20 protein-coding genes are annotated in these 18,058 nt (G+C 61.3%); 10 read left to right on the top strand and 10 right to left on the bottom strand.

Annotation, left to right across the window (positions count from 1 at the left end; translation table 11 throughout):
• Positions 1–41 precede the first annotated feature (41 nt).
• Both catC and OO258_RS09430 read right to left on the bottom strand, forming a co-directional pair.
• Positions 42–332 carry a muconolactone Delta-isomerase gene (catC, locus tag OO258_RS09435; protein ID WP_003256111.1) on the bottom strand — a complete coding sequence of 97 codons (291 nt, stop codon included), beginning with the start codon at positions 330–332 and terminating at the stop codon, positions 42–44.
• Positions 333–358: 26 nt separating this feature from the next.
• The gene (locus tag OO258_RS09430; protein WP_266029999.1) at positions 359–1,480 is read right to left on the bottom strand and encodes a muconate cycloisomerase family protein; all 1,122 of its coding nucleotides are present in this window, start codon (positions 1,478–1,480) and stop codon (positions 359–361) included.
• A 135-nt stretch (positions 1,481–1,615) separates the two neighbouring features.
• Here OO258_RS09430 and OO258_RS09425 point away from each other — a divergent pair, with 135 nt between their 5' ends.
• Both OO258_RS09425 and OO258_RS09420 read left to right on the top strand, forming a co-directional pair.
• Complete coding sequence (locus tag OO258_RS09425) at positions 1,616–2,488, top strand: LysR family transcriptional regulator (RefSeq protein WP_266029998.1); 873 nt, start codon at positions 1,616–1,618, stop codon at positions 2,486–2,488.
• A 118-nt stretch (positions 2,489–2,606) separates the two neighbouring features.
• Entirely contained in the window at positions 2,607–3,770 is a 1,164-nt protein-coding gene (locus OO258_RS09420) for an AAA family ATPase (protein ID WP_110744248.1), read from the top strand.
• A gap of 113 nt (positions 3,771–3,883) precedes the next feature.
• Here OO258_RS09420 and OO258_RS09415 read toward each other — a convergent pair whose 3' ends face one another.
• Both OO258_RS09415 and OO258_RS09410 read right to left on the bottom strand, forming a co-directional pair.
• The gene (locus OO258_RS09415) at positions 3,884–4,081 is read right to left on the bottom strand and encodes a DUF1737 domain-containing protein (RefSeq protein ID WP_266030236.1); all 198 of its coding nucleotides are present in this window, start codon (positions 4,079–4,081) and stop codon (positions 3,884–3,886) included.
• Positions 4,082–4,190: 109 nt separating this feature from the next.
• A complete protein-coding gene (locus OO258_RS09410; RefSeq protein ID WP_266029997.1) occupies positions 4,191–5,072 on the bottom strand; it encodes a LysR family transcriptional regulator in 882 nt (293 codons plus the stop codon).
• A 90-nt stretch (positions 5,073–5,162) separates the two neighbouring features.
• Between OO258_RS09410 and OO258_RS09405 the strand changes: the two genes are divergently transcribed.
• Positions 5,163–5,576, top strand: coding sequence for a VOC family protein (locus OO258_RS09405; RefSeq protein WP_266029996.1), 414 nt, complete (start codon positions 5,163–5,165; stop codon positions 5,574–5,576).
• 32 nt (positions 5,577–5,608) lie between these two features.
• Complete coding sequence (locus OO258_RS09400) at positions 5,609–6,898, top strand: cation:dicarboxylate symporter family transporter (protein WP_266029995.1); 1,290 nt, start codon at positions 5,609–5,611, stop codon at positions 6,896–6,898.
• Between the two features lie 132 nt (positions 6,899–7,030).
• Here the strand turns inward: OO258_RS09400 and OO258_RS09395 are convergent, their stop codons facing one another.
• Together OO258_RS09395 and OO258_RS09390 are read right to left on the bottom strand one after the other, a co-directional pair.
• Positions 7,031–7,330, bottom strand: coding sequence for a hypothetical protein (locus OO258_RS09395; protein ID WP_266029994.1), 300 nt, complete (start codon positions 7,328–7,330; stop codon positions 7,031–7,033).
• 171 nt (positions 7,331–7,501) lie between these two features.
• Positions 7,502–7,969, bottom strand: a complete 468-nt coding sequence (locus OO258_RS09390) for an anti-virulence regulator CigR family protein (RefSeq protein WP_266029993.1) — start codon at positions 7,967–7,969, stop codon at positions 7,502–7,504.
• A gap of 565 nt (positions 7,970–8,534) precedes the next feature.
• Between OO258_RS09390 and OO258_RS09385 the strand changes: the two genes are divergently transcribed.
• The 3 genes from OO258_RS09385 to OO258_RS09375 all read left to right on the top strand — a co-directional run bounded on the left by OO258_RS09385 (position 8,535) and on the right by OO258_RS09375 (position 12,547).
• Positions 8,535–9,884 (top strand): MFS transporter, encoded by a 1,350-nt coding sequence (locus OO258_RS09385; RefSeq protein WP_266029992.1) that lies wholly within the window; start codon positions 8,535–8,537, stop codon positions 9,882–9,884.
• 21 nt (positions 9,885–9,905) lie between these two features.
• On the top strand, positions 9,906–11,168 hold the full coding sequence (locus tag OO258_RS09380; protein WP_266029991.1) for a gallate dioxygenase: 1,263 nt from the start codon (positions 9,906–9,908) through the stop codon (positions 11,166–11,168).
• 131 nt (positions 11,169–11,299) lie between these two features.
• Positions 11,300–12,547, top strand: a complete 1,248-nt coding sequence (locus OO258_RS09375; RefSeq protein WP_266029990.1) for an OprD family porin — start codon at positions 11,300–11,302, stop codon at positions 12,545–12,547.
• Positions 12,548–12,561: 14 nt separating this feature from the next.
• Here the strand turns inward: OO258_RS09375 and OO258_RS09370 are convergent, their stop codons facing one another.
• Entirely contained in the window at positions 12,562–13,755 is a 1,194-nt protein-coding gene (locus tag OO258_RS09370) for a LysR family transcriptional regulator (RefSeq protein ID WP_266029989.1), read from the bottom strand.
• A 117-nt stretch (positions 13,756–13,872) separates the two neighbouring features.
• Between OO258_RS09370 and galB the strand changes: the two genes are divergently transcribed.
• From galB to OO258_RS09355, 3 genes are read left to right on the top strand one after another with little or no spacing between them, the layout of a single operon-like run.
• Positions 13,873–14,649, top strand: a complete 777-nt coding sequence (gene galB, locus OO258_RS09365; RefSeq protein WP_266029988.1) for a 4-oxalmesaconate hydratase — start codon at positions 13,873–13,875, stop codon at positions 14,647–14,649.
• Entirely contained in the window at positions 14,646–15,362 is a 717-nt protein-coding gene (locus OO258_RS09360; protein ID WP_266029987.1) for a 4-carboxy-4-hydroxy-2-oxoadipate aldolase/oxaloacetate decarboxylase, read from the top strand. The genes galB and OO258_RS09360 overlap by 4 nt, the downstream gene beginning before the upstream one ends.
• 2 nt (positions 15,363–15,364) lie before the next feature.
• Positions 15,365–16,450: a 4-oxalomesaconate tautomerase gene (locus tag OO258_RS09355; protein ID WP_266029986.1), complete on the top strand. Its 1,086-nt coding sequence runs from the start codon at positions 15,365–15,367 to the stop codon at positions 16,448–16,450.
• 23 nt (positions 16,451–16,473) lie between these two features.
• On the opposite strand, the gene OO258_RS09350 is transcribed toward OO258_RS09355, so the two are convergent.
• From OO258_RS09350 to OO258_RS09340, 3 genes are read right to left on the bottom strand one after another with little or no spacing between them, the layout of a single operon-like run.
• Positions 16,474–16,932, bottom strand: a complete 459-nt coding sequence (locus OO258_RS09350; protein WP_266029985.1) for a DUF3429 domain-containing protein — start codon at positions 16,930–16,932, stop codon at positions 16,474–16,476.
• A gap of 35 nt (positions 16,933–16,967) precedes the next feature.
• Positions 16,968–17,528 carry a GTP cyclohydrolase I FolE gene (gene folE / locus OO258_RS09345; RefSeq protein WP_266029984.1) on the bottom strand — a complete coding sequence of 187 codons (561 nt, stop codon included), beginning with the start codon at positions 17,526–17,528 and terminating at the stop codon, positions 16,968–16,970.
• Positions 17,513–17,926, bottom strand: coding sequence for a thiol-disulfide oxidoreductase DCC family protein (locus OO258_RS09340; protein WP_012052868.1), 414 nt, complete (start codon positions 17,924–17,926; stop codon positions 17,513–17,515). Before OO258_RS09340 ends, folE begins: the two co-directional genes overlap by 16 nt.
• Positions 17,927–18,058 lie beyond the last annotated feature (132 nt).

Below are 18,058 nucleotides of genomic sequence, written 5' to 3'. Positions count from 1 at the left end.
TGCTCACCTCATATTGTTCTTGTCAGGTAGACAGGCGCGGATCAGCGGTCGTCGCTGTGGATCGACGAGGGGTGCCGGCACAGGCCGTCGACCTCGATGTCCATGTACGGGAACAACGGTAACTGCATCAACGTGTCGTGCAGCGCCTCGACGCTGGGCACATCGAACACGCTGTAGTTGGCATAGTGCCCGGCAATGCGCCACAGGTGGCGCCAGGTGCCTTCGCGCTGCAGGCGTTGGGCCAGTTCCTTTTCGTCGGCCTTCAGCTGGGCAGCCTTGGCCGGGTCCATGTCGACCGGCAATTTCACGGTCATCTTCACGTGGAACAACATGGTTGATCTCCTTGCTTGCTATGCAATCAGCGACGGGCGAAGCGCGCCAGGCGCTGTTCGTCCAGGGTCAGGCCCAGGCCTGGTGTACGGGGAATGTGCAACTGGAAGTCGTGGTACTGCGGCGGCTCGTTGACGATTTCTTCGGTCAGCAGCAATGGCCCGAACAGCTCGGTGCCCCAGGTCAGCTGGCGCAGGGTCAGGAAGGCATGGGCCGAAGCCAAGGTACCGATCGAGCCTTCGAGCATGGTGCCGCCGTACAGGGCAATACCCGCGGCCTCGGCGATTTGCGCGGTGCGCAGCACGGCACGTGGGCCACCGTTCTTGGCGATTTTCAGGGCGAAGATGCTGGCGGCGCCGTCGGCGGCCAGGCTGAAGGCGTCTTCAACGCTTTCGATCGACTCATCGGCCATGATCGGTGCCGGGCTGCGCTGGTTAAGGCGCACCTGGCCACCGCGGTTGATGCGCGAAATCGGTTGCTCGATCAGGTCGATGCCGTTGTCGCCGAGCACCTGGCAGGCTCGCAATGCCTGGGACTCATCCCAGTACTGGTTGACGTCGACACGCACGCTGGCGCTGTCGCCCAGCTCGCGCTTGATCGCCACTACGTGCCTTAGGTCCTGCTCCACCGGGTTGGCGCCGATCTTCAGCTTGAACACCCGGTGCCGGCGGATTTCCAGCATGTGCTGGGCTTCGCCGATGTCGCGCGCGGTATCGCCGCTGGCCAGGGTCCAGGCCACTTCCAGGCTGTCACGCACACGGCCACCCAGGAGTTCGCTGACCGGCAGGCCCAGGCGCTTGCCCTGGGCATCGAGCAAGGCGCTTTCGATACCCGACTTGGCAAAGGTGTTGCCCTTGGCCAGCTTGTCCAGTTTGAGCATGGCGGCGTTGATGTTGTCTGCCGGCAGCCCGATCAGCGCCGAGGCCAGGTGCGCGTCGATATTGGCCTTGATGCCCTCGGGGCTTTCGTATCCATAGGCCAGGCCACCAATGGTGGTGGCCTCGCCGATACCTTCCACACCATCGCTGCAGCGGATGCGCAATACCACCAAGGTCTGCTGCTGCATGGTATGCATGGCCAGCTTGTGCGGGCGAATGGTCGGCAGGTCGACGATCACTGCCTCGATACGTTCAATCAGCGCGCTTGTCATTGTTGCCAGGTCTCGTCAGGTCGGGCAGCCAGTTGCAGGCCCGAATGGTGCATTAACTTGATTGTTCAAGGATTGCGCGAGACCCTGACCAGCGTCCAATATCAAATGAATCTCCCACCATACCCTGGAGGTCTGATGGAGCTGCGCCACCTGCGTTACTTCAAGGTTCTGGCCGAAACCCTGAACTTCACCCGCGCCGCCGAGCTGCTGCACATTGCCCAGCCACCGCTGAGCCGGCAGATCAGCCAACTGGAAGATCAGCTCGGCACCCTGCTGGTGGTGCGCGAACGCCCGCTGCGGCTGACCGAGGCCGGCCGGTTCTTCTACGAGCAGACCTGCACCGTGCTGCAGCAGTTGCAGAACATCAGCGACAACACCCTGCGTATCGGCCAGGGCCAGCGGCAGTGGCTGGGTATCGGTTTTGCGCCGTCCACGCTGTACACCGTGCTGCCGGAGCTGATCCGCGAGCTGCGCCAGGACAGTGAGCTGGAACTGGGCCTGAGCGAGATGACCACCCTGCAGCAGGTGGAAGCCTTGAAAAGCGGGCGCATCGATATTGCATTTGGGCGCATCCGCATCGACGACCCGGCCATTCACCAGCAGGTACTGTGCGAGGACCCGCTGGTGGCCGTACTGCCCAAGGGCCACCCGCTGGCGGGCCAGCCGCTGAGCCTGTCGCAGCTCGCCGGGGAAGCGTTCATCCTCTACCCGGCCAACCCCCGGCCCAGTTACGCCGACCATATATTGGCGTTGTTCGCCCACCACGGCATGAGCATCCGGGTCAGCCAATGGGCCAATGAGCTGCAGACAGCGATTGGCCTGGTGGCCGTTGGCGTGGGCATTACTCTGGTGCCGGCATCGGTGCAGCAGCAGCACCGTACCGATATCGAATATGTCGGCCTGCTGGACAGTGACGCTGTCAGCCCGATCATCCTCAGCCGGCGCAAAGGTGATGTAAGCCCGATCGTGCAGCGTTGCCTGGCGTTCATTGAGCAGCAGGCCCGATGAACAGGCTGCCCCATTGCGTTGCCTGTGTGCTCTGCCCCCGGGCAGCCGCGGTCGGGCAGTAGCAAGGCCGCCCTGCTTACGCCACAATCGGCCGCCAGGTTCAAACCGGACACCCCGCATGCTCACCACCCTCGCCATCGGCAATTACCGCTCGATCAACCACCTCGTACTGCCCTTGGGCCAGCTCAACCTGGTGACCGGCGCCAACGGCAGCGGCAAGTCCAACTTGTACAAGGCCCTGCGGCTGCTCGCCGAAACCGCCCAAGGCGGTGTGATCGAAGCCCTTGCCAGGGAAGGCGGGCTGGATTCGACCTGGTGGGCCGGGCCAGAGATGAGTGCGCGCATGAAGCGCGGTGAGGTACCGATTCAAGGGCAGCATCCGAGCGAGGCCAGGCGCCTGCGCCTGGGCTTTGCCACCGAGGACTTCGGCTTTGCCATCTCCCTCGGTTTGCCGATCCCGCTGCCTTATCCCACCGCTTTCATGCTTGACCCCGAAATCAAGACCGAGGTCATCTGGGCTGCCGGGGCCTATCGGCCTTCGTCGTCGCTGGTAGAACGCAAGAATGCCCTTGTACGGGCCCGCGAGGGCAATGCCTGGACGGTGCTCGACCAGCATGCCGACAGCTGCGAGAGCTTCTTCAGTATCGTTGGCCGGCCAAGGCAGGCCCCGGAAATTGGCGAGCTGCGGGCATTCATCAACAGCTGGCGGTTCTACGACCACTTTCGCATCGACCGTGATGCGCCCTGCCGTCAGCCACAACTGGGGACTCGCTCACCGGTGCTGCATCACGACGGGCGCAACTTGGCCTCGGCGCTGCAGACCATCGTCGAGATTGGCGAGGTTGAAGACCTGGAAGAGGCGCTCGAGGACGCGTTCCCCGGTAGCCGTCTGGAAATCAATGCGCCACCGGGTGGGCTGTTCAGTGTGCGGCTGCACCAGCATGGCCTCTTGCGGCCACTTGAAGGTGCTGAATTGTCGGATGGCACGCTGCGCTATCTGTTGCTGATGGCTGCGCTGTTGACGCCGCGGCCACCGTCGTTGATGGTGCTGAACGAACCGGAAACCAGCCTGCACGCCGACCTGCTGCCGGCCCTGGCGCGGCTGATTATCCGGGCGTCTGGCCGTAGCCAGGTCTGGGTGGTATCGCACAGTGCGCCATTGATTGCAGCGCTGTCGGCGTGTGACGGGTGCAATGTGCTGGAGCTGGAAAAGGTACAAGGGCAAACCCAGCTACGCGGGGTGGGGATGCTGGATGAACCGCTGTGGCGGTGGGTTGATTGAGCCCGGCAACAATGATAGCCCGGGGACCGTCTTGGTTATTGCGGTGCCTGTGAGATCGAGCGCCGCGCGGGCGGCGCTCGATCCCCCAGGCGCTGCAATAACCAAGACGAACATCAGGCTGAAATCGCCTGTGCCCCCGGCCAGATGACCGCCTGAGCTACGATCACATTCTTGCCATTGAACGTCAGCGCAGGCCCGCCATGGAGTTGATAGCCCAGCTCCAAGGCATCACTCACCCGATGGCAAAAAGACGCGTCATCGGGGCCGGTCAATACACGGTAAATCGGCAGGCCATCGGGTGGTTGGGTCATGTATTCGGTCCTTGCAGCAGTAGGTGTGTCTTCCAAGAATACTGTTTTCTGCCGGATCACGGCTGGATTGTTCCATGCGGTGTCTACGACATCGCTTTTCATGCAGAGCCTAGGCTGTGTGGGCTGACCCTAGAGGGGCGGTGAGAACCTCCCGAAGGCGCTGAAGGGCTGGCAAGTTACGATTTGACTCACTATAAGCCAATACGATGTTTCGGCTGTAACGGGTATCCTGACTGACGGGCATATAGTGAGCATTGAACGACCCTGTCGTGAGCCACTGAGGTACAAGTGATACTCCCTGACCATAGGAGACCAGCAAATCAATGGCTTCCAGTGAGTCGATATCGCACCCCACCCTCACATCAATGTCACGATCATCAAGGTACCGCTGAGCCAATGATCCGCCCCATGAGTTAACGTCGTAGCGTATGAAGGGCTGAGTTTCCAGGGCGGATAAAACTGCGTCTGCAGTGACCGGCGTACCGCTTAGCAGCCCAAGCGGCTCGGCGCGGAGCAAACATAACCTTACAGACTTAGGTGGTTTGAACGGTGGCTCGACGAGAATGGCCGCGTCCAGCTCGCCGCCGACAAGTTTATCGTACAGGAGCTTTGAATCGCCTGGGGTAATCTTCAGCTTCACGTCAGGTGCGCATACCGAAAACTGTTCGATAGCTGACGGTATGATTCCCGTTAATGCGGTAGATATAGCGCCAAGATTAAGATCCCCCCGCAAGTCATCCAGTTGCAGATCGAATTTCAATTCATTGGCTTGTAGTAGGATGTCACGGATTTTTTGTGTAACAGCAATTAGCCTCTGATTAGGCCTTATCGAATGAGCATCTCGGTTGAAAAGCTCGCACTCCAGTTCTTTCTCGAGGCTTTGAATTCGCAAGCTGATGGCCGTCGATGACACATTCGACTTTTTTGCAGCGCTGGCGATTGACCCATTGTCAATGACAGATATAACGGCCTCCAGCGTTCTGATGTCCATACCGATTCCTTATGCTCAGACCAAGCGTGGGTGGGTGTACATGCGTCGCGCGTTCTGAAAAGCTTTTCTCCCCTGCTGAGGAGAGTCGCCATGTTTAATCCTTTCCATATCGCCTACCATGTTACCAGCCTTGAAGACGCCCGAAAATTCTATAAAGATTACCTGGGATGTATCGAGGGGCGAAGTACTGACACCTGGGTAGACTTTGACTTTTTCGGGCATCAGATTTCCCTGCATCTTGGTGAGCCATTCAAGACTACCCGCACAGGCAAAGTGGGCCAGCATAGGGTGCTGATGCCCCATATTGGCGTGGTACTGCCGCTTGATCGCTGGCTGGAGCTTGCTCAGCGGTTAGAGGCCAAAGACATGGTGTTTGAGATCCCCCCAGTCATTCGTTTCAGGGGGGAGCCCGGGGAGCAATGTACGATGTTCCTCCTTGACCCGAGCGGCAACCCAATCGAAATCAAAGGCTTTAAAAATCTCTCCGCCGTCTTCGCTTCTTGATTCATCCCAATAATAACAAGAGACCCAACACCATGGCTGCGAAAAGAAAGATCAGCTTGATCACCCAGATTGCAATCGGCTTGTTTTCAGGGGTTATTGTCGGGCTCCTGCTCAACTACTTTCCCGATCAAAAAGGCTGGTGGGTAGCGCAGGTCCTTCAGCCCGCGGGCGATGCCTTCATCAAGCTGATGAAAATGATCATCGTCCCGCTGGTGTTCTCCTGCATGGTAGTGGGGATTGCCGGATCTGGGGGCCGCTCTCTCGGGCGAGTGGGAACAAAGGCGTTGGTTTACTTCTTCTCGGTTACCGGCGTGGCAATTGTGTTCGGATTATTAGTGGGTAATATTTTCCAGCCTGGCGTTGGCGCCGACTTTTCCAGCACAGCAACTAGCACGGTACAAGCCCCGATGCAGGGCGCATCACAGGGGTTAGGCAATGTGCTGCTGGGAATCATCCCGGATAACATCATCGCGGCGATGGCTGAAGCCAAGCTACTTTCCGTACTGTTTTTTGCGATAATTTTTGGGGTGGCGCTTTCTACTCTGGAACCGCAAAAGCGACTTCCCTTGGTCGGTGCGTTACAAGTCGTTGCCGATACCATGTTCAAAGTAACCCACATGGTGATGGCGTATTCTCCGATCGGCATTTTTGCCCTGATTGCAGTAACGGTATCCAGCTTTGGCATTCACGCCCTGCTGCCGCTGGCGAAGCTGATCGGCGTGACATACCTGGCGGTACTATTCTTTGCTATCGTGGTGCTGGGCTTCATTGCAAAGCTGGTCGACGAAAACATTTTTGAAATCATCAAGGCTTTCAAGGATGAATTAGTGCTGGCATTCAGTAGTGCCAGCTCCGCGACGGTCATGCCTCAACTGATGGCCAAGAGCGAAGTGAGAGGCGTACCACGCAACATCACCACGCTGGTCATACCGCTGGGATATTCGTTCAACCTTGATGGTGCCTCTTTGTTTGCAGGGTTAGGGACACTCTTTATTGCCCAGGTTTACAATATTGAGCTCGCCCTGGCAGACCAGATCATGCTTGTTTTCATCATGGTACTCACCTCCAAGGGCGCTGCTGGCGTACCGGGGTTCATGTTTGTCATCCTCACTGCCACGCTCACCGCCGCCGGGTTGCCGTTGGAGGGCGTTGCCTTGATTGCTGGGGTGTACAGGCTAATGGATATGCCGGTTACTGCACTGAATGTGCTAGGCAACGCGCTGGCCCCCTTGGTAGTGGCAAAATGGGAAAGTCGATCCCTGAACCGTGATGAACCTGTGAAGGGTGATGCTGAAGCCAGCGCACTCCCTCAAGAACAATGACTCGGTCAGTATCGCTGCGTTTTGCCAAGCTGGAGGAAGCGCAGTAGTCAGTCGATCAGGTTCACAGGACGAAATGGAAGATAGGGTAAACCCCATGCTCTTCCATTTCCTTTTTCTGCACGACCCACCTTTCTAATCCAGGGCAACCATGGAGTCAGCGGCAGGGAGGCCCTGCTCCGCTATTCGGCGCGCCCGCACAACACCCCAGGCCAGCGCGCGGGCCATCGACTCACTTGGCCGGGAAGCGCAGGCCTCCTCGTGCAAAGCCATGCCAGAACGCGCATATACCCCCAGGAACATTTGCGTACTACCGGTGCGCGAAAGCCTTACCTGGACATCGATCCGGATGCCATCGCCCAGCATTTCTTCGTGGCTACGGTGGTGGAGCGTAGGGTCGACCCACGCCCAGTACACGTTACCCCTCATTCGCATACAGCCTCCAGCAACCGAAGTTGGTAGCGTCCAAAGTCGCCGGGCTAACCCCACTTTAGGATTAACCCTATACAACTGGATCGACCACGGGTTGCGAGGATCTGCTCCATTTATTTTTTCAACACTTCATCGCCGTCCCAGCCATGTCGGAGGCACAAGGCGCACACGGGGTCAGTCGAAGGCTCCGTTCAGCACTTCATAAATCAGGCCCGTCGCCACAGCGACCAGGATCAGATCGGCACCGGCCTGCATCCACTCGTAGCCGTCATAGTGCGGCAACTGGCCGAGCAGGCGACCGTCCAGTTTCTTGGCGATACCTGGAGGAAGCGGCTTGCCACGAGCGAGATTCTTTTGGATACCGGGTGGTAGCGAGGGGCCCGGACTCCAGTAGTCACGATGGCCGCTCAAGATGCCGAGGACATCACCACGGTCTATAGACGGGCCACCGTGTCGGCCACCATGATCGCCCCCCTTCTTGCCGCCACCTGACTGGCCAGGTCCTTGGGAGTGTGGAGGCTGGCCCTTCCCGTTCCCCTGCCCTTTGCCATTGCCATTGCCAGGATCAGCCGATGAAACGCAGGGCGCTAATGCCATTACCATCGATGTAATGCATGCAACGAAAATCCGGGGCTTGGCCATGGCTGCTTCCTTTTGCGATGGAGGAATCTATGCAATGTAGACGACGCCAGGGGCACTCGTCCGTGACAGCTATCACGTTGCCTGCCTCCCGCTAGCACAGGCTCCACTCCCATACATCAGGTGCGAGACGTCACTTGATCACGCTCTGATACGTCTCGGCATGGGCATGGCCGTGCAGGATGGCAACTACTCAACGTTAGCGTGCCGGCGGTGATGTTATCGGTCCCAACCTCCACAGGCAGGCAGCCACATACGCGCTGCTTGGCTGAAGACGTTCAGCCTTGGCTCTTCCTGAACGGCCATCCGCTGCCGGCAAGTTCCAGTTAACCAGCGTCGCCACCCCATCACGCCCTTCGCAGGGCAACAGCTTGCTGCCACGAAGCCTGCGATAAAAAAATTGGATATCTCATTAAAGAAATCCCGCAGGCGCTGCCATGGACCATGGCAGTACAGTCCGCCTCACGCCGCAGTCCGGCGGGGTGATTGCTGCTGGGCCGTTACGCGTTCAAAGCCTTAGCGGAACCCAGCGCAATTCACACCAATACAAGAATAAAGGTGACCACGCATGCTTAAGCCTCCTGTCGATGCCCCTATCGATGTCAAAGACTGGATCGATAACCGCCCCATTGCCGCCTACCAGTGGCTGATCCTGTCGCTGTGCTTCCTGATCGTGCTGTTCGATGGCTTCGATGTCGCCGTCATGGGTTTCATCGCGCCTTCGCTGATGCAGGACTGGGGCCTGTCGCGCGCCGCCTTTGGCCCGGTGATGAGTGCCGGCATGGTCGGCCTTGCCATCGGCGCACTGACCGCCGGCCCGTACGCCGACCGATTGGGCCGCAAGAAAGTACTGCTGATCGCGGTCAGTGGTTTCAGCCTGCTGAGCCTGGCCTGCGCCTTCGCCCGCAACCCCTATGAGCTGGCTGTGTTGCGGTTGCTGACCGGCATTGCCCTGGGTGCGGCCATGCCCAACTGCACCACCCTGCTCGCCGAATACCTGCCTACCCGCAACCGCTCGTTGATGATCACCATCATGTTCACCGGCTTCAACATGGGCTCGGGCCTGGGCGGCTTTTTGTCCGCCTGGCTGATCCCTCATCACGGCTGGAAGTCGGTACTGCTGGCCGGCGGCCTGCTGCCATTGGCTTTGCTGCCCCTGCTGTGGTGGCTGCTGCCAGAGTCCGCCCGCTTCCTGGCTGCACGCCAGGCACCGGCCAGCCAGATTGCGGCAGCCTTGGCCAAACTCGGCGGCCGCTTCGCTGCCGGCACGCGCTTTATCGTCAGTGAGCCAACCACGCAGCACAAGGCACCGGCCCGGCAGCTGTTCAGCGAGCGCTACCGGTTGGGCACCCTGGCCCTGTGGCTGACCTATTTCATGGGCCTGCTGGTGATCTACCTGACCATGGGCTGGTTGCCGACCCTGCTGCGTGATGGCGGGCTGTCCATCGAGCGCGCCGCCACCATCACCGGGCTGTTCCAGATTGGCGGCGCAGTGGGCGCAATCGTGGTCGGCTGGATCATGGACCGACGCAACCCCAACCGGGTCATCGCCATCGCCTACGCCCTCGGCGGCCTGTGCATCGTCTCACTGGGCGCCCTGAGCCTGGAGTCGAGCCTGCTGGTGGTGGGCGTGGCGGCTGCCGGGTTCTGCATGAGCGGTGCGCAGACCGGCCTGAACGCCTTCGCCCCTGGCTACTACCCGACCGAGTTCCGCGCCACAGGTGTAAGCTGGATGCTCGGTATCGGGCGCTTTGGGGCCATTTTCGGCTCCCTCATCGGTGGTGCCGTGCTCAGCCTTGGGCTGGGCCTGCCGCTGCTGTTCACCCTCCTCGGCCTGCCGGCATTCGCCGCCGCCCTGGCGATCCTGGCCAACGGCCACGCCCGGCTGCGCGCGAACTCCGCAGTAACCGCGCCGTAACCTGTAACAGAGGACTTTCGCATGGCTCGTATCATTGGTGGCCTGGCCGTCTCCCACACCCCAACCATCGGCTTCGCAGTCGACCACGACAAACAGGAAGAAGCCGCCTGGGCGCCGATCTTCGAAAGCTTCGAGCCGATCCGCACGTGGCTGCAGCAGCGCCAGCCGGACGTACTCTTCTATATCTTCAACGACCACATCACCTCGTTTTTCTTTGACCATTACAGCGCCTTCACCCTGGGCGTAGACGAGCAGTATGGCGTGGCCGATGAAGGGGGCAACCCGCGGGACCTGCCGCCAGTGGGCGGCCACGCAGCCCTGTCGCGGCACATCGGCCAGAGCCTGATGGCCGATGAGTTCGACATGAGCTTTTTCCGCGACAAGCCGCTGGACCACGGCTTCTTCTCGCCCATGTCGGCGCTGCTGCCCTGCGATGAAAGCTGGCCCGTACAGATCGTGCCGCTGCAGGTCGGCGTACTGCAGCTGCCGATCCCCACGGCCCGGCGCTGCTACAAACTGGGCCAGGCATTGCGCCGCGCCATCGAGAGCTACCCCGAAGACCTCAAGGTGGCGATCGTCGCCACCGGCGGGGTGTCACACCAGGTGCACGGCGAGCGTTGCGGCTTCAACAACCCGGAGTGGGACGCGCAGTTCCTTGAACTGCTGGTGAACGACCCACAGCGCCTTACCGAGATGACACTGGCTGAGTACGCCACGCTCGGCGGCATGGAAGGCGCCGAGGTGATCACCTGGCTGATCATGCGTGGCGCATTGTCTGCCAATGTTGAGCGCAAGCACCAAAGCTACTACCTGCCGTCGATGACCGGCATTGCCACCCTGCTGCTGGAAAACCGCGACCAGGCACTGCCGGCGCCGGTCAACGAACGCCACCGCCAGCACATGCAGCATCAGCTGGCAGGGGCTGAGCAGCTCGAGGGCACCTACCCCTACACCCTGGAGCGCAGTGCCAAAGGCTACCGCCTGAACAAGTTCTTGCATCGCATGATCGAGCCGCAGTGGCGCCAGCGTTTCCTGAGCGAACCCGAAGCGCTGTACCGCGAGGCAGGCCTGAGCGAAGAGGAAAGCGACCTGCTGCGCCGCCGCGACTGGCGCGGGCTGATCCACTATGGGGTGATTTTCTTCGTGCTGGAGAAGCTAGGCGCCGTGCTGGGTGTGTCCAACCTGGACATTTACGCCGCCATGCGCGGGCAGAGCAGCGAAGACTTCATGAAGACCCGTAACCAGCAGGTTCGCTACTCGGTGGCCGGCAAAGCGCCAAACTGACCGATGCAACCCGCTTGATCCTGTGACGGCGCGTCCCGCGCCGCCACCCCCACCGCTCCCTGATTCAACCTGCCCAGCGCCGATGCGCCGCTGGCAGGCAGCGCTTTGCCCATCCCTGGAGAATAAAAATAATGAAATGCCGCACCCTGTACCCGCTCGTCCCTACATTCGCATTGGCAGCCAGCCTGCCACTGCAAGCCCTGGCCGAAGGCTTCGTCGACGATGCCAAGGCAAGCCTGACGTTGCGTAACTTCTACATGAACCGCGACTACACGGGCACGGCAAGCCAAGGCAAAGCCGAGGAATGGACGCAAAGTTTCATCCTTGACTTCAAGTCCGGCTACACCCCCGGCGTGGTCGGTTTCGGCGTTGACGTGCTGGGCCTTTACAGCATCAAACTTGATGGCGGCAAGGGCACCGCCGGCACGCAGTTGCTGCCTGTTCATGACGACGGGCGCCCGGCGGACGACTTTGGCCGCACGGCGCTGGCGGGCAAGATGCGGGTGTCCAAGACGGAACTCAAGGTTGGCGAGTGGTCACCTACCCTGCCCATCCTGCGCGCCGATGACGGCCGCTCGCTGCCACAAACCTTGCAGGGCGCGCAGGTCACCTCCAACGAGCTGGCCGGCCTGAGCCTGTATGGCGGCCAGTTCCGCCAGAACAGCCCGCGCAACGACGCCAGCATGCAGGACATGAGCCTGTTCACGCGCACAGCCTTCACCTCGGACCGCTTCAACTTCGCCGGCGGTGAATACCGCTTCAACCAGGAGCGCACCCTGGTCGGCGCCTGGTATGCCCAGCTGGAAGACATCTACCAGCAGCGCTACTTCCAGGTGCAGCATCAACAGCCGCTGGGCAACTGGGTACTGGGCGCCAACCTGGGCTATTTCTGGGGCAAGGATGACGGTGGCGCCAAGGCAGGCGAACTGGACAACCGCACCGCTTCGGGCCTGTTCTCGGCGAAGCTGGGTGGCAACACGTTCTACGTCGGTTTGCAGCAGGTCATGGGCGATGATGAATGGTTCCGAGTCAACGGCACCAGCGGCGGCACGCTGGCCAACGACGCCTTCGGCTCCAGCTACGAAAGCGCCCGCGAGCGCTCCTGGCAGGTGCGCCACGACTTCAACTTCGTGGTGCTTGGCATACCCGGCCTGACCCTGATGAACCGCTATATCCACGGTGACAACGTGCACAACGCCAGCACCCAGGACGGCACCGAGTGGGGCCGCGAAAGCGAGCTGGCCTATGTGGTCCAGTCCGGGCCGTTCAAGGCCCTGAACCTCAAGTGGCGAAACTCCAGCCAGCGCCGGGACTGGGGCAGTACCAACAGCTTCGATGAAAACAGGCTGATCGTCAGCTACCCCCTGAGCCTGCTTTGAGGCCCCTCCCGAGCTTACGCCTGCTCAGTGATGACCTGGCGGATACAGGTCATCAGCGCGACTGCTGCTGGTGACTGCAGGCAGCCACTGCGCTGCATGAGCCCGATGGCGCGGGCAGTGCCGGGCAGTGCCAGCGGCAGGCGTTGCAGTTCGCCGCTGGCAATCTCGTAAGCCAACTGGTGCGCAGACACCGCCGCCAGCATGTCCGAACGCACCAGCAGGCCACGGATAACCGCCAGATCAGCGCTTTCCACTACCGGCCACGGCGCTGTCAGGCCCGCGGCGGCGAAGCAGTTGTCGAGCAGCTGGCGGGCCGGCGAGCCCGCCCGCGGCAACACCCAGCGCGCCTGGTGCACGCCCTTGAGCGTCAGGTGTGTGTGCAACAGCGGGTGCCCTCGACGGGCCAGCAACACCATTTCCTCGTTGATGAGCGGCTCGCCCACCAGATCGCTGGCATAGTCGTGAGGCCGCAACGCGCCCAAGACGAAATCCACATCCCCTACCCGCAGCTCGGTTGCCAGCAGGTCGAACGGGCTTTCGTTGGTCACCACCCGAACCTGTGGGTGCTGGGCCGTGAAGCGTAAAATGGCGTCCGGTAGAATGCGCGAGCGGCCCAATGGCAACGCGCCGACATGCACCACCCCGCGCAGGGTGCCTTGCATCGCGCTCAGGTCACTGTCCAGCAGGCGCAACTCGTTCAGCGCCCGGCGGATGGGGAACAGAATGTCCCGGCTGGCCACAGTGGGCTGCAGGCCGCGCGACGTGCGCACGAACAAGGGCTGTCCGCAGCCGCCTTCGAGCACTTTCAAGGCAGCACTGACCGCCGGCTGGCTAAGGCCGAAGTGCCGCGCCACGGTTTGCATGTGCCGTGTTTCACAGAGCTTCACGAACACCTGCAGGCGCCGCGCCTGAAACAGGTAAAGGGGCTCGCCCTGCACGGCGCCCAGCAAACTCGGCACGCCGTCCAGTTCCGCCAGCACGCGCTGTGCACGCGGCAGCAGGCACTCGCCATAGTCGGTCAGGCGCATGCCATTGGCATGGCGCTCGAACAGGGGCACGGCAAAGCGCGCCTCCAGCTCGGCGATGGCGCGAGTGACCACGGACTGAGCACGGAACAGCACCTCCGTCGCCCGCGAAACGCTGCCCAGCTCGGCTACCCGGATGAACGCGCGGACTTGCATCAGGTTGGGCAGTTCGACATCGATCATAAGGGCTCCCGGCGCTCGGCTCGTGACTGCGGCGACTATGCCTCTACCCCGCTTGCCCGGCAATAAATAAAACGCATAGCCGCTGCAAATGAACGCATTAGTGCCCTGCACAGGCCAGTGACATCCTGCGCCCACCCCCACTGCAGGAGCCAACGAACCATGAATACCCCACAAAAATCCGCCCTGGTGGTCAGCGCACATTCGGCCGACTTTGTCTGGCGTGCCGGTGGCGCCATTGCGCTGCATGCTGAGCAAGGCTATGCCATGCACGTGGTCTGCCTGTCTTTCGGTGAGCGTGGTGAGTCTGCCAAGCTGTGGCGCAAGGGTGAAATGACTGAAGCCAAGGTCAAGGACGCACGCCGTGAAGAGGCCATGGCCGCGGCCGAAATCCTCGGTGCCAGCGTGGAGTTCTTCGACATCGGCGACTACCCGATGCGCGCCGACAAGGACACCCTGTTCCGCCTGGCCGATATGTTTCGCCGGGTACAACCGGAGTTCGTGCTCAGCCACTCCCTCAAAGACCCTTACAACTACGACCACCCGCTGGCCATGCACCTGGCCCAGGAAGCCCGCATCATCGCGCAGGCTGAAGGCTACAAGCCGGGCGAGAAGATCGTTGGCGCACCGCCGGTCTACGCCTTTGAGCCGCACCAGCCGGAGCAGTGCGAATGGCGCCCGGACACGTTCCTGGACATTACCCCGGTGTGGGACAAAAAGTATGCCGCCATCCAGTGCATGGCCGGCCAGGAACACCTCTGGGAGTACTACACCCGCGTGGCCCTGCAGCGCGGCGTGCAAGCCAAGCGTAACGTGGGCATCACCAGTGCACGCAACATCGTCTACGCCGAAGGCCTGCAGAGCGTGTTCCCACGCGTGACGGAGAACCTGGCATGAGCGGGCTGATCGGCAAGACCGGCATCGTCGTGCGTAATATCCCACGCGTTGAGCCACACATCATCGATGCCCTGGGCCGGCTGGGTGTCGCCACGGTGCATGAGGCCCAAGGTCGCAAGGGGCTGCTCAATACTGCCGTGCGCCCCCTCCAGCAAGGTGTGGCAGTGGCCGGCAGCGCGGTAACCGTGCTGGTGGCCCCAGGCGACAACTGGATGTTCCATGTTGCCGTGGAGCAGTGCCGCCCAGGCGACGTACTGGTGGTGGCGCCCAGCTCGCCGTGCAGCGATGGCTATTTCGGCGACCTGCTGGCGACCTCGCTCCAGGCCCGCGGCGTGCGCGGCCTGGTGATCGATGCGGGCGTGCGCGACAGCCAGACACTGCGCGACATGGGCTTTGCCGTGTGGTCCCGCGCCATCAACGCCCAAGGCACAGTGAAGGAAGTGCTGGGTTCGGTGAACCTGCCGCTGCTGTGTGCCGGGCAGCTCGTCAATGCCGGTGACATCGTGGTGGCCGACGACGACGGCGTAGTGGTGGTGCGCCATGGCGAAGCCCAGGCGGTACTCGAAGCCGCCACCCAGCGCGCCGACCTGGAAGAACGCAAACGCCTGCGCCTGGCCGCCGGCGAGCTTGGCCTGGACATCTACGAGATGCGCCCGCGCCTGGCGGCGAAGGGCCTGCGTTATGTCGACCACCTCACCGACCTGGAAGGCTGAAGATGGGCCAGACCCGCATACCCTGCCTGCTGATGCGCGGCGGCACCTCCAAGGGCGCCTATTTTCTGCATGACGACCTGCCCGCCCCTGGCCCGCTGCGCGACCGGGTATTGCTGGCGGTGATGGGCTCGCCCGATGCCCGGCAGATTGACGGCATCGGCGGCGCCGACTCGCTCACCAGCAAAGTCGCCATTATCCGCGCTTCGCAGCGCGATGACGCCGACGTGGACTACCTGTTCGCTCAGGTGGTGGTGGACGAGGCGCGGGTGGACTATGGGCAAAACTGCGGCAACATTCTGGCCGGCGTAGGGCCGTTCGCAATTGAGCGCGGCCTGGTGGCCGCCAGCGGCGCGAGCACACCGGTGCGCATCTTCATGGAAAACACCGGGCAGATCGCCGTCGCCCAGGTGCCGACCGCCGAGGGCCAGGTGGAGTATGCCGGCGATACCCGTATTGATGGGGTGCCGGGCCGTGCGGCGGCGCTGGTGGTCACGTTTGCCGACGTGGCCGGCGCCAGCTGCGGAGCGCTGTTGCCCACCGGCAACAGCCGCGACTGTGTCGATGGCCTGGAAGTCACCTGCATCGACAACGGCATGCCCGTGGTGCTGCTGCGTGCAGAAGACCTTGGCGTGACCGGTTACGAGCCGTGCGAAACGCTGGAGGCCGACAGCGCCCTGAAAACACGCCTGGAAGCCATCCGCCTGCAACTGGGCCCACGCATGAACCTGGGTGATGTCAGCCAGCGCAATGTGCCAAAGATGTGCCTGCTGTCAGCACCGCGCAACGGCGGCACGGTCAATACGCGCTCGTTCATCCCGCACCGCTGCCATGCGTCCATCGGGGTGTTTGGTGCGGTGAGTGTTGCTACGGCCTGTTTGATTGAAGGGTCGGTTGCACAGGGCCTTGCCAGCACGTCCGGCGGTGATCGTCAGCGTTTGGCGGTGGAGCATCCGAGTGGGGAATTTACGGTGGAAATCAGCCTGGAACATGGCGTGATCAAGGGGTGCGGCTTGGTGAGGACAGCGCGTTTGTTGTTTGACGGGGTTGTGTGCATCGGTCGGGATATTTGGGGTGGGCCGCAGAAGTGACTCATCAATGGTTGCTTGGGGTTTCAAAAATGAATGGACACCGCAAGTGCACTGACCAGCAAACAGAGGCTCGCGACAGCCGTTAGATGCACGCGCATCGGCAGATACCACCCAGGCATGGCTTGCGCCAGTTTGCGATCCTGCCAAAGATGGCCGACAAAACCAAAGGTCAACACCAGACACCCCACTGGCACAGGCAGCAACGTGCCAACCCAACCGATCAGGGCCGGTATAACGCTCCACACCAGTCGCTCTTGACGCTGCTTCGCGGGCAACCCCTGCAACGTCATGGCGAACCCCCAGTGCAGGGCACCGACGAAGCTCAATATCACCGCGCCATAGCCAACCAGCATCATCGAGAAAAACGCTCGATATTCAGCCGAAAAGAGGATGAGCGCCGTCAAACCAATAAACGGCAGCAGGCCGCCGTAACCCAGGACAGCGAAGCGGCTTGGAGATAAAGCGGTAGCAACGGAACTCATCTGGGCGCCCCTTCGCAACGGTTCAGGACCGGATGTCAGTTGTGTCGTCCAATGAGGTTAAGGAATTCGTGCCGCGTAGAGGGGTCGTCGCGAAATTCACCTAACATCACGGATGTCATCATCACCGAGTTCTGCTTCTCTACCCCGCGCATCATCATGCACATATGCTTGGCTTCGATCACGACCGCTACTCCTGCAGCATCCGTGACCTCCTGCACGGCATACGCAATTTGCCGCGTGAGGTTTTCCTGTATCTGTAAACGACGGGCGAACATATCCACCACGCGTGCAACCTTGGAAAGCCCTAGCACACGCCCTGTTGGCAGGTACGCGACATGCGCCTTGCCAATAAACGGCAACATGTGGTGTTCGCACAATGAGTAGAGTTCAATGTCACGCACCACAATCATTTCATCGTTTGCACTCTCGAACAAAGCGCCGTTCACGACCTCGTGGAGATTCTGGGCATACCCGTTGCACAGGTACTGCATGGCTTTGGCCGCACGCTGGGGTGTGTCCAGAAGCCCTTCGCGCTGCGGGTTCTCACCAATGCCGACGAGGATTTCATGAAAGTGCTCGGCTAACGAATGTGACATTTGGACTCCTCACCGCTACAGCGGTGCCCGCCATCGGGATGTGGTAGCCAGGCCAAGTGTGGCCTCAATCGACAGAACAGCCTGTAAAGAACCGAAAACAGGGGACGTAGCGGACGCCAGGCCAGTGGCGCGACCCACAGGCCCACATCGGCAGCACGCCAACTCCACAAGGTGGCGTCCAAGCCTGTAACCCAGTGCCCGCTCGCGAACCTTCCATGCAGGCATGACCTCAGTTGCTCAACCGTCAAGCCCAACGCCCCTGCATCGAAATCATCAGCACTGATGTCAACCAGGATGAGCTTTCCCCCGGTCGATTGCCTGCGCAGGAAGGCGATCTCCCGAGCGCACAATGGGCAGGCGCCGTCGAAGTACAGGGTGAAGGGCCATTCGCAATACATGTACAAGACCTCAATCTTGTATAGGTTTTTGTATAAGTTAGCTGAAACCAGGAAATTCGCAATGGGGGGGCTAGGGGGTGTTCGCCGGTGGATTTGTGGTGGCGGTGAGATCGCGCGCCGCCCGCGCGGCGC

The sequence above is a fragment of the Pseudomonas sp. DCB_BI genome (assembly GCF_026240995.1).
GTDB lineage: Bacteria > Pseudomonadota > Gammaproteobacteria > Pseudomonadales > Pseudomonadaceae > Aquipseudomonas.
This window is presented reverse-complemented; position numbering and strand designations above follow the sequence as displayed.

What these genes read in the sequence shown, in the direction of transcription:
- OO258_RS09355 (WP_266029986.1), top strand. Translation starts at nt 15,365, where the DNA reads ATGGGCCAGACCCGCATACCCTGCCTGCTGATGCGCGGCGGCACCTCC.
- OO258_RS09430 (WP_266029999.1), bottom strand. Translation starts at nt 1,480, where the DNA reads ATGACAAGCGCGCTGATTGAACGTATCGAGGCAGTGATCGTCGACCTG.
- OO258_RS09420 (WP_110744248.1), top strand. Translation starts at nt 2,607, where the DNA reads ATGCTCACCACCCTCGCCATCGGCAATTACCGCTCGATCAACCACCTC.
- OO258_RS09340 (WP_012052868.1), bottom strand. Translation starts at nt 17,926, where the DNA reads ATGTATTGCGAATGGCCCTTCACCCTGTACTTCGACGGCGCCTGCCCA.
- OO258_RS09410 (WP_266029997.1), bottom strand. Translation starts at nt 5,072, where the DNA reads ATGGACATCAGAACGCTGGAGGCCGTTATATCTGTCATTGACAATGGG.
- OO258_RS09400 (WP_266029995.1), top strand. Translation starts at nt 5,609, where the DNA reads ATGGCTGCGAAAAGAAAGATCAGCTTGATCACCCAGATTGCAATCGGC.
- folE (WP_266029984.1), bottom strand. Translation starts at nt 17,528, where the DNA reads ATGTCACATTCGTTAGCCGAGCACTTTCATGAAATCCTCGTCGGCATT.
- OO258_RS09385 (WP_266029992.1), top strand. Translation starts at nt 8,535, where the DNA reads ATGCTTAAGCCTCCTGTCGATGCCCCTATCGATGTCAAAGACTGGATC.
- OO258_RS09395 (WP_266029994.1), bottom strand. Translation starts at nt 7,330, where the DNA reads ATGCGAATGAGGGGTAACGTGTACTGGGCGTGGGTCGACCCTACGCTC.
- catC (WP_003256111.1), bottom strand. Translation starts at nt 332, where the DNA reads ATGTTGTTCCACGTGAAGATGACCGTGAAATTGCCGGTCGACATGGAC.
- OO258_RS09360 (WP_266029987.1), top strand. Translation starts at nt 14,646, where the DNA reads ATGAGCGGGCTGATCGGCAAGACCGGCATCGTCGTGCGTAATATCCCA.
- OO258_RS09380 (WP_266029991.1), top strand. Translation starts at nt 9,906, where the DNA reads ATGGCTCGTATCATTGGTGGCCTGGCCGTCTCCCACACCCCAACCATC.
- OO258_RS09350 (WP_266029985.1), bottom strand. Translation starts at nt 16,932, where the DNA reads ATGAGTTCCGTTGCTACCGCTTTATCTCCAAGCCGCTTCGCTGTCCTG.
- OO258_RS09425 (WP_266029998.1), top strand. Translation starts at nt 1,616, where the DNA reads ATGGAGCTGCGCCACCTGCGTTACTTCAAGGTTCTGGCCGAAACCCTG.
- OO258_RS09415 (WP_266030236.1), bottom strand. Translation starts at nt 4,081, where the DNA reads ATGACCCAACCACCCGATGGCCTGCCGATTTACCGTGTATTGACCGGC.
- OO258_RS09370 (WP_266029989.1), bottom strand. Translation starts at nt 13,755, where the DNA reads ATGATCGATGTCGAACTGCCCAACCTGATGCAAGTCCGCGCGTTCATC.
- OO258_RS09405 (WP_266029996.1), top strand. Translation starts at nt 5,163, where the DNA reads ATGTTTAATCCTTTCCATATCGCCTACCATGTTACCAGCCTTGAAGAC.
- OO258_RS09375 (WP_266029990.1), top strand. Translation starts at nt 11,300, where the DNA reads ATGAAATGCCGCACCCTGTACCCGCTCGTCCCTACATTCGCATTGGCA.
- OO258_RS09390 (WP_266029993.1), bottom strand. Translation starts at nt 7,969, where the DNA reads ATGGCCAAGCCCCGGATTTTCGTTGCATGCATTACATCGATGGTAATG.